This window comes from Bradyrhizobium sp. DOA1, assembly GCF_001593325.1.
In the GTDB taxonomy this organism is placed as follows: domain Bacteria; phylum Pseudomonadota; class Alphaproteobacteria; order Rhizobiales; family Xanthobacteraceae; genus Bradyrhizobium.
Genome location: NZ_JXJM01000001.1, coordinates 4,004,377 through 4,016,850 on the forward strand (window position 1 = coordinate 4,004,377; position 12,474 = coordinate 4,016,850).

Consider the following 12,474-nt stretch of genomic DNA (forward strand, 5'->3'; position numbering starts at 1 on the left):
ATCCCGTGAGAGGGTCGCGACCGACGGGAGCGTACGTTCATGGCGAGGCTAGCGGCCGCGGCAAGGCTGCCTGACCTGCATTCAACGGGCCTCAGGCGTGCTGCTTGGAAGAGCGGGCAGCACACATGAGCCGCTTCGTCGGACGCCATCCCGCCTGGGCACTAATTGCGATCATTGCCGTTGCGATCTTGCTCTGGCTGGTCTTTGCGGTCTGGCCGCCCGGGCTCGAAGAGGCGATCGGCCGCAAGCGCGTCTTCCTCAACGCCGTCTTCAACGGCATCACGCTCGGGGGCCTCTACTTCCTCGTCGCCAGCGGCTTCACGCTGATCTTCGGCCTGATGCGCAACGTCAATCTCGCGCACGGCTCGCTCTATCTGTTCGGCGGCTATGTCGGTTACGCCATCAGCGCTGCGACCGGCTCCTGGATCCTCAGCTTCATCGTCGCCTTCATCCTGACCGCGCTGGTCGGCGTCCTGCTTCAGGTCATCGTGTTTCGCCGGATGGAAGGACAGGATCTCCGGCAGACCATGGTGACGATCGGCCTTTCGATCGTATTCGCCGACCTCATGCTGTGGGCCTGCGGCGGCAACTTCTATCAGATCCAGACGCCGAACTGGCTGATCGGCCCCATCGAGCTGCCGCTGGTCACGGCGATCAAATCCTCGGGCGAGCCGGTCTATCTCAGATATCCCTTGGTGCGGCTCGTGATCTTCGCCGCGTCCGTGGTCATTGGCGTCGGAATGTGGCTCGCGCTCAACCGCACCCGCATCGGCATGATCATCCGCGCCGGCGTCGATGATCGCGACATCCTCGCTGCGACCGGCGTGCGCATCCAGCTCGTCTTCGTGCTGGTCTTCGCTTTCGGCGCCGGACTTGCCGGCATCGCCGGCGTCGTCGGCGGCACTTTCCAGTCATTGTCGCCCGGCGAGGACATCCGCTTTCTGCTCGCCTCGCTCGTCGTCGTGATCGTGGGGGGCATGGGCTCGATCCCCGGCGCCGCGCTCGGGGCGCTGATCATCGGCCTCGCCGAACAGCTCGGCTCGGTCTACATCCCGACCTACGCCATCGTCGTGACTTTCCTGATCATGGTGCTGGTGCTGGCCATCCGGCCGCAAGGCCTATTGGCGAGGCGCTGAGATGTCGCTCGCCCACGATAGCCGCGTTGCCCTGCAGCCCGCCACCATGGCGCAGCGCCCGGCGCGGACGTGGCCGGAGATCAACCATCCCGCGGCCTGGATCGTCGCGGTCATTCTCCTGATCATGCCGCTTATCGCGAGCGGCTTCTTCCTGATCGAGATCTTCGCCTCCACCCTGATCCTCGGCACCATGGCGCTGAGCCTGATGTTCCTCGCCGGCTATGGCGGCATGGTCAGCCTGATGCAGCTCACCATCGCCGGTTTCTCCGCCTACATGGTCGCAGTGTTCGGGGTCAGCGGCAACGCCAATATCAGCCTGGGCTGGCCGTGGTGGCTCGCGGTCCCGATGGCGCTGGCGCTGGCGACCGCGTTCGGCACGCTTGGCGGCGCGCTCGCGGTGCGTACCGAGGGCATCTACACCATCATGATCACGCTCGCGATTGGCGCAGCGTTCTACTATTTCACCAACCAGAACTGGGCGATCTTCAACGGCCATACCGGCATCAACACGGTGGCCACGCCGCATTTCTGGGGCGTGAACTGGCGCGCCGACGTACCCTTCTACTACGTCGTGCTCGCAGTCGCCGCGCTCTGCTATTTCGCGGTCGAATATGTCTCGCGCGCACCCTTCGGGCTCGCGCTTCAAGGCGTGCGCGACAATCCCAGGCGCATGGCCGCGCTCGGTTTCAACGTCAATGCACACCGTATCGCCGCCTATGCGTTCGCCTCCTTCGTGGCGGCGCTGGCCGGCGTGCTCCAGGTCTGGAACTACCGCCAGATCTCGCCTGGATCGGTCAGCGTCGGCGCCTGCATCGACGTGCTGATCATCGCCGTCGTCGGCGGCATCACCCGCCCGATCGGGCCCTTCATCGGCGCGCTGATCTTCGTGCTGCTGCGCACCTTCGCGCTCGACTTCCTGGTCAGGCTCGGGCTCGACGGCAACCGCTTCCGCCTGCTGATCGGGCTGGGCTTCCTCGCCATCGTGTTCTGGTCTTCGGATGGCGTCATCGGCCTGTGGCAGCGCTGGCGCCAGCGTCAGCGTCGCGGCGCCGACCGCTCCGGCGGAGGGCGCCGCCATGGATAGCGTCGCCCAGCGTCTTTCCGTGGTGGGTGCCGGCGCTGCGCTGGAGCTGCGCGGCGTGACGCGGTTGTTCGGCGCGCTCGCCGCGCTGACCGACGTCACCATCACCGTGCGTCCCGGCGAGCGGCGCGCCGTGCTCGGCTCCAACGGCGCGGGGAAGACCACGCTGTTCAACTGCATCACCGGCGATTTCCCGCCCTCCTCCGGGACCATCCGCTTCTTCGGCGAGGACGTCACGCATTTCCCGCCCTATGAGCGCATCCGGCGCGGGCTGCGCCGGACCTACCAGATCTCGGCGCTGTTCCCCGGCCTGACCGTGCAGGACAACGTCTATCTCGCCTGTCGCGGCGTCTCGCGCGGACGCTTCTCGTTCCTGCGTCCGGGCCAGAACGATGCCCTGATGCATGCGGCGGACAATCTCGTGCAGGCCGTGCATCTGTCCGCCGTGAAGGACCAGCGCGTGGCCGAGCTCGCGCATGGCCAGCAGCGCCAGCTCGAGATCGCGCTCGCGCTCGCCGGCGCGCCGCGCTTCGTCCTGTTCGACGAGCCGGCCGCGGGCCTGTCGCCGACCGAACGCGCCGAGCTGATCGAGATCCTGACCTCGCTGCCGGCCCACATCGGCTACATCATCATCGAGCACGACATGGACGTCGCCTTGCGCGTCGTCGAGAGCGTCACGATGATGCACAACGGCCGCGTCTTCAAGGAAGGCCTGCCGCAGGAGATCGAGTCCGATCCTGAGGTGCAGGAGCTCTACCTCGGAGGCGGCCATGAATGAGGCCCGCCGCACCAGCGCAGCGCTCGAGGTCCGCGGCCTCGACGTCTATTATGGCCACTCGCACGCGCTGCAAGGGGTCGATCTCACGCTGGAGAGCGGCGTCTTCTCCGTCGTCGGTCGTAACGGCATGGGCAAGACCACGCTCTGCAAGGCGATTATGGGGCTGGTGGCCGTGAGCGGCGGCTCGATCCGCGTCCGCGGCGAGGACATCACGCGGCGGCCGCCGGCCCAGATCGCCCGGCTCGGTGTCGGCTATGTGCCGCAGGGTCGCCGCCTCTGGCGCTCGCTCAGCGTCGACGAGCATTTGCAGCTTGCCGGCGGGCTGCGGCCCGGCGCCTGGACCGTCGAGCGCATCTACGAGACCTTTCCGCGTCTGGCCGAACGTAGGGATCATGGCGGCGGCCAGCTCTCCGGCGGCGAGCAGCAGATGCTGGCGATCTCGCGCGCGCTGCTCACCAATCCGCAGCTCCTGATCATGGACGAGCCGACCGAAGGCCTCGCGCCCGTCATTGTGGCGCAGGTCGAGGAGATGCTGTTGAGGCTGGGTGAAGACGGCGACATGTCCGTGCTCGTGATCGAGCAGAACATCGGCGTCGCCACCGCGATCTCGCGCAACGTCGCGATCATGGTCAACGGCCGCATCAACCGCATCATCGACTCCGCGCGCCTCGCCGCCGACCGCGAGCTCCAGCAACGTCTGCTCGGTGTCGGGCTTCACGCCGAGCTCGAGCCGGAGATCGACGTCGCGACACCGGGGGCCGAGGCCAAACCGGCGCCGGTGCCTCGCCGCGACGGCCCGATCCGCATCTACATCTCCAACCCGACGCTCCCCACAAGATGGTCGCAACCGGTGCCGATCGCCCGCATCGAGGCGGCCGCACGTACGCTCTCAACCCAGGTCGCGCGGCTCGACGAGACAACGCGGCGCAAGCGCGAGTCGACGGCAGCGCAGGCCTCCGGGCCTCCCGTGGTGCTGGTCGTCGGCACGCTCGACACCAAAGGCCAGGAGCTGCGCTTCATCCGCGACATCATCGCGGAAAGCGGCCTGCGCACGCGCCTGGTCGACGTTTCGACCAGCGGCAAGCATTCATCCTGCGATGTCTCCGCGCAAGAGATCGCCCTGAATCATGGCCGCGGCGGCTCCGCCGTGTTCGGCCCGGATCGCGGGGCCGCGGTGACCGCGATGGCGGATGCGTTTGCCAACTGGCTGCGGCGCCAGGGCAATGTCGCCGGCGTGATATCGGCGGGCGGCTCCGGCGCGGCGTCGCTGGTCGCCCCGGGCATGCGCAGCCTCCCCGTCGGCGTGCCCAAGCTGATCATCTCCTCCGTCGCCTCCGGCGATGTCGGGCCTTATGTCGGACCGGCCGATATCACGATGATGTATTCGGTCGCCGACGTGCAGGGACTGAACGCGATTACGCGTGCGGTGCTGGCCAACGGCGCCAATGCGATCGCCGGCATGGTCAAGGCGCGGCTCGAGGGGGGCGAGGCCAAGGAGCGAGCCGCCGGCGCCGGGCTGCTTTCGGTCGGCATCACCATGTTCGGCGTCACCACGCCGGCCGTGCAGAAGATCACAGCCGAGCTGCGCGACGATTTCGAGTGCCTGGTCTTCCACGCCACCGGCGTCGGCGGCCGTTCCATGGAGAAGCTCGTCGAGTCCGGCCAGCTCGCCGGCGTCATCGACCTGACCACGACCGAGATCTGCGACCTCTTGATGGGCGGCGTGTTTCCGGCGACGGAAGACCGCTTTGGCGCGATCATCCGCAGCCGCCTGCCCTATGTCGGCTCGGTCGGCGCGCTCGACATGGTCAATTTCGGCGCACCGGAGACCATTCCCGACCGCTACCGCGGCCGCAAATTCCACGTCCACAATCCGCAGGTGACGCTGATGCGGACGACGGTGGAAGAGAACGAGCGCATGGGCCGCTGGATCGGCGAACGGCTCAACCAGATGGACGGCCCGGTGCGCTTCCTCCTGCCTGAGGGCGGGGTTTCCGCGCTCGATGCGCGCGGCCAGCCGTTCTGGGATCCGGACGCCGACGCGGCACTGTTCCGCACGCTAGAGCGCACTGTGCGGCAGACCGGCAACCGTCAGCTCATTCGCATCCCCAAGAACATCAACGATCCCGACTTTGCCGCCGCGATCGTCAGCGCGTTCCGGACCCTGTTCGGCCGCGCCGGCACGCGCCGAAGAGTAGCGAGGTGACCGATGGCGAGGTTTGAACGCGCAGCGCTGCTGAAGAGGTTTCGCGACATGGCGCGTCGCGGCGAGCCGATCGTCGGCGGCGGCGCCGGCACTGGCCTGTCGGCGAAATGCGAAGAGGCCGGCGGCGTCGATCTGATCGTCATCTACAATTCCGGCCGCTATCGCATGGCCGGCCGCGGCTCGCTCGCAGGCCTGATGGCGTACGGTGATGCCAACGCCATCGTGCTGGAAATGGCGAACGAAGTGTTGCCCGTGGTCACCAGGACGCCAGTGCTGGCAGGCGTCAACGGCACCGATCCTTTCCGCGACATGGACGCGTTCCTCGACCAGCTGAAGGCGCTCGGGTTTGCCGGCGTCCAGAACTTTCCGACCGTCGGCCTGATCGACGGCACGTTCCGCGCCAATCTCGAAGAGACCGGCATGTCCTATGCGCTGGAGATCGACATGATCGCCAAGGCGCACGACAAGGACATGCTGACGACGCCCTACGTCTTCAGCGAGAAGGAAGCCGCTGCGATGGCGATCGCCGGCGCCGACATTATCGTCTGTCACATGGGCCTGACGACCGGCGGCTCGATCGGTGCGCAGACCGCACCGAAGCTCAAGGACTGCCCTGCCCAGATCGATACCTGGGCCTCCGCAGCCCTCAGCGTCAATCCTGAGATCCTGGTGCTGGCGCATGGCGGCCCGATCGCGGATCCCGCCGACGCCGATTTCATCATGAAGAACACCCGCCATTGCCATGGCTTCTACGGCGCTTCCTCGATGGAGCGGCTTCCCGTGGAACGGGCGCTGACGGAACAGGTGCGTCAGTTCAAGGCGATCGGCGCGCGGTAACGCCGAAGGTACGAGGGAGGGAAAGATGTCGGGGAATCTGGTCGGTGAATTGATCCTCTGGCTGATCGTCGCGATCGTCGTGATCGTGGTCGGCGTCTACATCGTGAACTGGCTCTACCACCGCTCCTCCAAGGAGACCTCGTTCGTCCGCACCGGCTTCCTCGGTGAGCGCGTGGTGATCAATGGCGGCGCCTTCGTGCTGCCGTTCATCCACGATTACACGCCCGTCAATATGAACGTGCTGCCGATGGGCATCATCCGCTCAAGGCAGGACGCCGTGATCACCCGCGACCGCATGCGCGTCGATATCGAGGCCGACTTCTACGTCCGGGTGCAGCCGACCCGCGAGGCCGTCTCGATCGCCGCGGCGACGCTCGGCCGCCGCACCATGGAACCCGGGCAGCTCCATGCACTGCTGGCAGGCAAATTCATCTCCGCGATCCGCTCGGTCGCCTCCGAAATGACCCTGGAGGAGATGCACGAGCGGCGCGGCGACTATGTCGCGCGAGTCAAGACCAATGCCGCCGAGGCTCTCGCCCAGAACGGCCTCGAGCTGGAATCGGTCGCGATCACCGATCTTGACCAGACCGACCTCGAGTTCTTCAACCCCTCGAACCGCTTTGATGCCGAAGGTCTGACCCGGCTGATGGAGGACATCGAGGCGAAGCGCAAGCTGCGCAACGACATCGAGCAGGACTCGATGATCAAGATCCGCTCGCGCAATCTGGAGGCCGAGCGGCAGGCGCTGGAGATCGAGCGCGAGAGCGAGACCGCGCGCCTGGAGCAGGAACGCGACATCGAGATGCGCCGCGCGCTTCAGCGCACGGAAGTCGCCCGCGAACGAGCGCTGCGCGAGACCGAGGCCGAGCAGGCGCAGATCTCCGCCCGCGAGGCCATCGAGCGCGCCCGCATCGCCAACGAGCAGGCGATCGCGGAGGCCCGCATCGCCTCCGAGCGCGAGACCCGCCAGAGAGAGATTGAGCGGACGCGTACCATCGAGGAGAAAGAGCTGCTGGCGCGCGAGGAGATCGAGAAGACCCGGATCGCCAACCAGCGTTCGATCGACACGACCCGCATCGCCTCGGAACGCGAGGTCCGCCAACGCGAGATCGAACGGATGCGCACGGTGGAGGAAGCCGAGATCGCCGCGCGCGAGGCGATCGAGAAAGCGCGAATTCAGCAGGACCGCGTCGTCACCGACGCTCGCATCGCAAACGAGGAGGAGACGCGGCGTCGCGAGATCGAACGGACGCGCGCCGTGGACGAAGCCGAGATCGCCGCGCGCGAGGCGACCGAGAAGGCCCGCATCGCACAGACGCTGATCGTTAATGTCGAGCGTATCTCCTCGGACGAGCGCACCCGCGCGTTGGAGATCCAGCAGGTGCGAACCATTCAGGAGGCCGAGATCGAGGCGCAGCGCGCGGTCGAGGCCGCCCGTATCGCCCGTGAGCGGACGCTCGCCGCCGAGCGCATCGCCGCCGAGCAGAACACGCGGCAACTCGAGATCGAGCGCAACCAGGCGCTCGACGTCGCGGGCATCGCCGCGCGCGAGACCACGGAAGCGACGCGCATCGCGCAGGAGGAGCGCGTGCGCTCGCTGGAGATCGCCCGCAACCGCGCCGTCGAGGAAGCCGATATCGCCTCGCGCGAAGCGATCGAGGCGGCCCGCATCGCTCAGGAGAAGGCCGTGGCGGCCGAGCGCATCCAGGCCGAGCGCGACACGCGCTCGCTCGAAATCGAGCGGACCGGTGTGCTGGAAGCGGCCGAGCTGAAGCGGCGCGACGCGATCGAGCGGCAGCGCATCACGGTCGATCTGGCGCTGGAGGCCGAGCGCATCGCTTCCTCCAAGAAGCGCGAGGTGCTCAACATCGAGCAGAAGAAGGCGATCGAGATCGCCGACGAGGATCGCGTCATCGCACTGTCGACCAAGAAATCGGAGCGGATCGACGCCGACCGTCAGGTCCGCCAGGCCGAGATCGTCGCGCGCAAGGAGGTCGAGACCACCGACGTCTCGCGCGAGCAGGCGCTGGAGGCGGCACGGATCGAACGCCGCCGCGCGATCGAGCAGCTCGAAGTCGCCCGCGTGCAGTCGCTGCAGGAAGCCGAGATCGCCTCCCGCGAGGAGGTCGAGCGCGCGCGCATCGCCTCGGACCGCGGCCTCGACGAGGCCCGCATCGGCCGCGAGCGCGAGCTGCGCAAGCTCGAGGTCAACCGCGAGAAGGACGTCGAGACGGTGCTGATGGAGAAGGCCATCGCCATCCATCAGAAGTCGCTGGAGGAGTCGGCTGCCCGCGCCGCCGCAGAGGAAGCGCGGATCCGAGCGACCGAAGCCGCCGAGCGCGTGGTGACGGCGCGCGAGAGCGAAATCGCCAAGCGCCGCAAGACCGTCGAGGTCCTGCTCGCCGAGAAACAGGCAGAGGAAACCCGCATCGCCGCGGAAGCCGAGCGCGTGCGCGCGGCGGTCGAGGCCGAGGCGCAGCGGATGCTCAACGAGGCCGAGAACGTGCTCACCGACCAGGCGCGCTACTCGCTGTTCCGCAGAAAGCTGCTCGACCGCATCGAGGGCATCGTGCGCGAGAGCGTCAAGCCGATGGAGAAGATCGAGGGCATCCGCATTCTCCAGGTCGACGGCCTCAACGGCAATGGCCATGGTAACGGCAATGGCGGCCGCAGCGCCACCGACGAGGTGATCGACTCGGCGCTGCGCTACCGGGTCCAGGCACCGTTGATCGACTCGATCCTGTCCGACATCGGCGTCGAGGGCGGCAGTCTCGCCAAAATGCCGGGCCTGATCCGCGAGGCCCGCGACATGCAAGGCATCAAGGATTCCGCGCGCAAGGGCGGCGGTGGCGGCGACAAGCCGGCCGCCTCGCCGCCTGCAGCCGAGGGCGGCGAGCCGCCGGCCGAGCGCGGACCGCGCAAGAAGAGCTGAGGTCTGAACCATGGCCCGCGTCTACGTTTCCACCGTCGTCAACGCCCGCAACGACCGCGTCTGGGCGCGGGTGCGCGATTTCAACGGCCTGCCGAACTGGCATCCCGCCATCGCCGAAAGCCGCATCGAGGGCGGCGAGCCCTCCGACAAGATCGGCTGCGTCAGGGATTTTCGCCTGCGCAATGGCGACCGTATCCGCGAGAAGCTGCTTGGCCTCTCCGACTACGACATGTTCTGCACCTACTCGATCCTGGAATCGCCGATGGGCGTCGAAAACTACGTCGCGACGCTGCGGCTGACGCCGGTCACCGACGGCGACCAGACCTTCATGGAATGGACTGCCGAATTCGACTGCGCGCCCGAACGGGAAACCGAGCTCGTCAGCAATATCGGCGGCGGCGTCTTCCAGGGCGGCTTCGATGCCCTGAAGCGCGTGTTCGGAGGCTGAGCGTGCCGCATATCGTCAAAAGCACGATTTTGGACGCCCCGACCGACGCGGCGTGGAGCGTGCTGCGCGATTTCAATGGGCACGACCGCTGGCATCCGGCTGTTGCGACCTCCTCGATCGAGCGGGCGCAATCCGCCGACAAGATCGGCTGCGTCAGGCGCTTCAAGCTCAGGGATGGCTCCGAGCTGCGCGAGCAATTGCTCGCGCTCTCCGACCTCGAACAATCCTTCAGCTATTGCCTGCTCGATACGCCGGTGCCGATGTTCAACTACGTCGCTCATGTCCGCCTGTTGCCGGTGACCGACGGCGACCGCACCTTCTGGCACTGGGAGTCGCGCTTCACCACGAAACCCGAGGACAGGGACCGCATCACGCATATGGTCGCTGAAGACATCTACCAGGCGGGATTCGAGGCGATCCGCCGCCATCTGAGGGAGGCCGCCTAGCCATGGCTGTGACCGTGAAAACCTTTGCCAGTGCCGGCGAAGCGGCCGGGGCGCTATCCTCGGATCGCAGCGCCCGTTATCTCGGCGGCGGCACGCTGGTCATGCGGGCGCTCAACGAGGGCGACGTGTCGGTATCGACCATCGTCCGTGCCAGCGACCAGGCGCTGACCCGGATCGACGCCTCCGGCCCGCGCGTCACGCTGGGCGCCGGCGTCACCTTCGCGCGCATTCTCGCCGAACGCGACCTCGCCTTCCTGCACGCGCCCGCCCGCTCGATCGGAGGCCCCGCCGTGCGCAACATGGGCACGGTCGGCGGCAATCTGTTCGCGCCGAACCCTTACGGCGATTTCACCGTGGCGCTGCTGGCGCTCGACGCCACGGTCGCGGTGCAAGGCAGCTTCGGCGCCCGCGACATCGCCGTCGAGGAGTTCCTGCAATCGCGCGAGCGGCAGTCGGGCGCGCTGGTGCTCGCCGTCTCCTGCACGCGGCCTTCCAGCACAGAATCCTTCCGCTATCGCAAGATCGCTCGCATCAAACCAAAGGGTGGCTCTGTCATCACGCTGGCCGCGCATCTTCCGGTCAGCGGCGGGCGCATTGCCGGCGCACGCATTGCGCTCGGTTCGATGGCGCCGACCCAGATCCGCGCCAAGGGGGCGGAACGTGCGCTCGAAGGCCGCTCGCTGGATGCCGCGACCATTGCGGCGGCCGCATCGGCAGCGTCTGAGGGAACATCGCCATCCGACAACGCGCTCGGCAGCGCCTGGTACCGCCGCGAGATCGTCGGCGTGCATCTGCGCCGTCTGCTCTCCGGTCAGGATTAGATTGCCATGGCAAAAACCCCCCTGCAATTTCGGCACAACGGCCGCGACGTCGCGATCTTCGTCGATGGCGGCACCAACCTGTTGGTCGCGCTACGCGAATTGATCGGCGACATGACCCCGAAATTCGGCTGCGGCCAGGGAGGCTGCGGAACCTGCAGCGTGCTGATCGACGGAGAGATCCACCTCTCCTGCCTGACGCTGGCAGAGACGGTTGCCGGCCGCTCGATCGAGACACTCGACGGCATGAAGCAAGGCCCGAACCTGCATCCGCTGCAGCGGTCGTTCGCCGACCATTTTGCCGCCCAGTGCGGCTATTGCACGCCGGGCATGCTGATGGCCGCAAAGGCGCTGCTCGACCGCAATCCCTCCCCGAGCCGGGCCGACGTGATTGAAGCAATCTCCGGCAACATCTGCCGCTGCACCGGCTACGAGCCGATCATCAATGCCATCCTCGCCGCCGCCGGCGGCCGGGCCAGCGCCTGAGGTCAGACCATGCTCGAATTACGCAAGGACATCTTCGCCGACGAGCGCGACGACAATCTGAAGGAGATCGGCAAGGGCACACAGCGCCAGGACATGCTCGGCCACATCACGGGCACGTCGAGCTATTTCAACGATCATATGCTCCAGGGCATGCTGCACCTGAAGGTCGTTCGCTCGACCCAGGCCCATGCAAGGCTGCGCCGCATCGATACCACGGACGCAGAACGCTCTGCCGGCGTACGCCGGATCATCCGCGGCAGCGATGTTCCGGTCAATCTCAACACGCTTCTCAGCCTGATCAATTTCGGCAAGGACGACGAGCCGTCGCTGGCCGTCGACAAGGTCCGCTACAAGGGCGAGCCGATTCTCGCCATCGTCGCCGACAGCGAACGTGAGGCGTTCGAGGCCATTGCAAAGGTCAAGGTCGATTACGAACCGCTGCCGACCGTGTTCGACGTCGAGGACGCGCTCAAGCCCGGCGCGCCCGTGGTCAATGAGACCTATCCGAAGAACGCCTTCATCTATCACGACGTCTACGATCACCAGCGCCTGCGGTTCGGCGATGCCGATGCCGCGCTCGCGACTGCCGACCACGTGCTGGAACAGCGCTACCAGATGTCGCCGATCGAGCACGCGCCGACCGAGACCAATGGCGCGATTGCCGCGCCCGATACCAATGGCCGTTACATTGTCTACACTTCCACCCAGGCGCTGTTCTTCTCGGTCGACACTTGCGCAAAAATTCTGGACGTCCCCTCCAACACCTTCCACTTCATCGGCGGGACCGTCGGCGGCGGGTTCGGCGGCAAGGTGGATACGCTGACCGAGCCGCTCGCCATCCTCGGCGCCATGCTGACCGGGCGCCCCGTGCGCTACGTGTTCGGGCGCGAGGAGGAAATGCAATATGGCCCGCCGCGTGGCGCCGAACGCATCTACATCAAGGATGGCGTGATGCGCGACGGCCGCATCGTCGCGCGCAAGATCCGCGCCTATTTCGACAGCGGCGCCTATACGCGCCTTTCCAGCTATGCCGCCGTGAAGTGCGCCGCGCATCTGCCCGGTCCCTACACCATCCCGAACGTCTATGGCGACGTCTACTGCGTCTTCACCAACCGCACGCCGGCGACCGCCATGCGCGGCTTCGGCGTCACCGCGATGGACTTCGCCATCGAATGCCAGATGGACAAGCTCGCAAACCTCGTCGGCATGGACCCGATGGAATTTCGTATCCTCAACGCCTACCGCGACGGCGACATGAAGGCGCATCGCCGCGAGGCGAAGAACACGGCGCTGATCGAATGCGTTC

Annotated in this window: 11 protein-coding genes; all 11 read left to right on the plus strand. The window is 66.8% G+C overall.

Translation table 11 applies throughout. The features are described 5' to 3' along the window. Nucleotides 1-125 precede the first annotated feature (125 nt). The gene (locus SE91_RS19135) at nt 126-1,136 is read left to right on the plus strand and encodes a branched-chain amino acid ABC transporter permease (RefSeq protein ID WP_061848684.1); all 1,011 of its coding nucleotides are present in this window, start codon (nt 126-128) and stop codon (nt 1,134-1,136) included. 1 nt (nt 1,137) lies between these two features. After that, nucleotides 1,138-2,220 carry a branched-chain amino acid ABC transporter permease gene (locus SE91_RS19140; RefSeq protein WP_061848685.1) on the plus strand — a complete coding sequence of 361 codons (1,083 nt, stop codon included), beginning with the start codon at nt 1,138-1,140 and terminating at the stop codon, nt 2,218-2,220. Then, nucleotides 2,213-2,995: an ABC transporter ATP-binding protein gene (locus SE91_RS19145; RefSeq protein WP_060737661.1), complete on the plus strand. Its 783-nt coding sequence runs from the start codon at nt 2,213-2,215 to the stop codon at nt 2,993-2,995. The genes SE91_RS19140 and SE91_RS19145 overlap by 8 nt, the downstream gene beginning before the upstream one ends. Next, nucleotides 2,988-5,201 (plus strand): ABC transporter permease, encoded by a 2,214-nt coding sequence (locus tag SE91_RS19150; RefSeq protein WP_061848686.1) that lies wholly within the window; start codon nt 2,988-2,990, stop codon nt 5,199-5,201. The genes SE91_RS19145 and SE91_RS19150 overlap by 8 nt, the downstream gene beginning before the upstream one ends. A gap of 3 nt (nt 5,202-5,204) precedes the next feature. Beyond that, entirely contained in the window at nt 5,205-6,038 is an 834-nt protein-coding gene (locus SE91_RS19155; protein WP_061848687.1) for a phosphoenolpyruvate hydrolase family protein, read from the plus strand. Nucleotides 6,039-6,063: 25 nt separating this feature from the next. Beyond that, on the plus strand, nt 6,064-8,970 hold the full coding sequence (locus SE91_RS19160) for a flotillin family protein (RefSeq protein ID WP_061848688.1): 2,907 nt from the start codon (nt 6,064-6,066) through the stop codon (nt 8,968-8,970). A gap of 10 nt (nt 8,971-8,980) precedes the next feature. Beyond that, nucleotides 8,981-9,418, plus strand: a complete 438-nt coding sequence (locus SE91_RS19165; RefSeq protein WP_018643039.1) for an SRPBCC family protein — start codon at nt 8,981-8,983, stop codon at nt 9,416-9,418. Between the two features lie 2 nt (nt 9,419-9,420). Then, nucleotides 9,421-9,864 (plus strand): SRPBCC family protein, encoded by a 444-nt coding sequence (locus SE91_RS19170; protein ID WP_061848689.1) that lies wholly within the window; start codon nt 9,421-9,423, stop codon nt 9,862-9,864. A 2-nt stretch (nt 9,865-9,866) separates the two neighbouring features. Further along, nucleotides 9,867-10,685, plus strand: coding sequence for an FAD binding domain-containing protein (locus SE91_RS19175; RefSeq protein ID WP_061848690.1), 819 nt, complete (start codon nt 9,867-9,869; stop codon nt 10,683-10,685). Nucleotides 10,686-10,691: 6 nt separating this feature from the next. After that, nucleotides 10,692-11,168 (plus strand): (2Fe-2S)-binding protein, encoded by a 477-nt coding sequence (locus tag SE91_RS19180; protein ID WP_061848691.1) that lies wholly within the window; start codon nt 10,692-10,694, stop codon nt 11,166-11,168. Between the two features lie 9 nt (nt 11,169-11,177). Further along, on the plus strand, nt 11,178-12,474 hold a 1,297-nt coding region (locus SE91_RS19185), incomplete at its 3' end, for a xanthine dehydrogenase family protein molybdopterin-binding subunit (protein ID WP_156490025.1).

Bases quoted from the DNA above. Each gene is read 5' to 3' on its own strand.
- SE91_RS19135 (WP_061848684.1), top strand. From the start codon at position 126: ATGAGCCGCTTCGTCGGACGCCATCCCGCCTGGGCACTAATTGCGATC.
- SE91_RS19140 (WP_061848685.1), top strand. From the start codon at position 1,138: ATGTCGCTCGCCCACGATAGCCGCGTTGCCCTGCAGCCCGCCACCATG.
- SE91_RS19145 (WP_060737661.1), top strand. From the start codon at position 2,213: ATGGATAGCGTCGCCCAGCGTCTTTCCGTGGTGGGTGCCGGCGCTGCG.
- SE91_RS19150 (WP_061848686.1), top strand. From the start codon at position 2,988: ATGAATGAGGCCCGCCGCACCAGCGCAGCGCTCGAGGTCCGCGGCCTC.
- SE91_RS19155 (WP_061848687.1), top strand. From the start codon at position 5,205: ATGGCGAGGTTTGAACGCGCAGCGCTGCTGAAGAGGTTTCGCGACATG.
- SE91_RS19160 (WP_061848688.1), top strand. From the start codon at position 6,064: ATGTCGGGGAATCTGGTCGGTGAATTGATCCTCTGGCTGATCGTCGCG.
- SE91_RS19165 (WP_018643039.1), top strand. From the start codon at position 8,981: ATGGCCCGCGTCTACGTTTCCACCGTCGTCAACGCCCGCAACGACCGC.
- SE91_RS19175 (WP_061848690.1), top strand. From the start codon at position 9,867: ATGGCTGTGACCGTGAAAACCTTTGCCAGTGCCGGCGAAGCGGCCGGG.
- SE91_RS19180 (WP_061848691.1), top strand. From the start codon at position 10,692: ATGGCAAAAACCCCCCTGCAATTTCGGCACAACGGCCGCGACGTCGCG.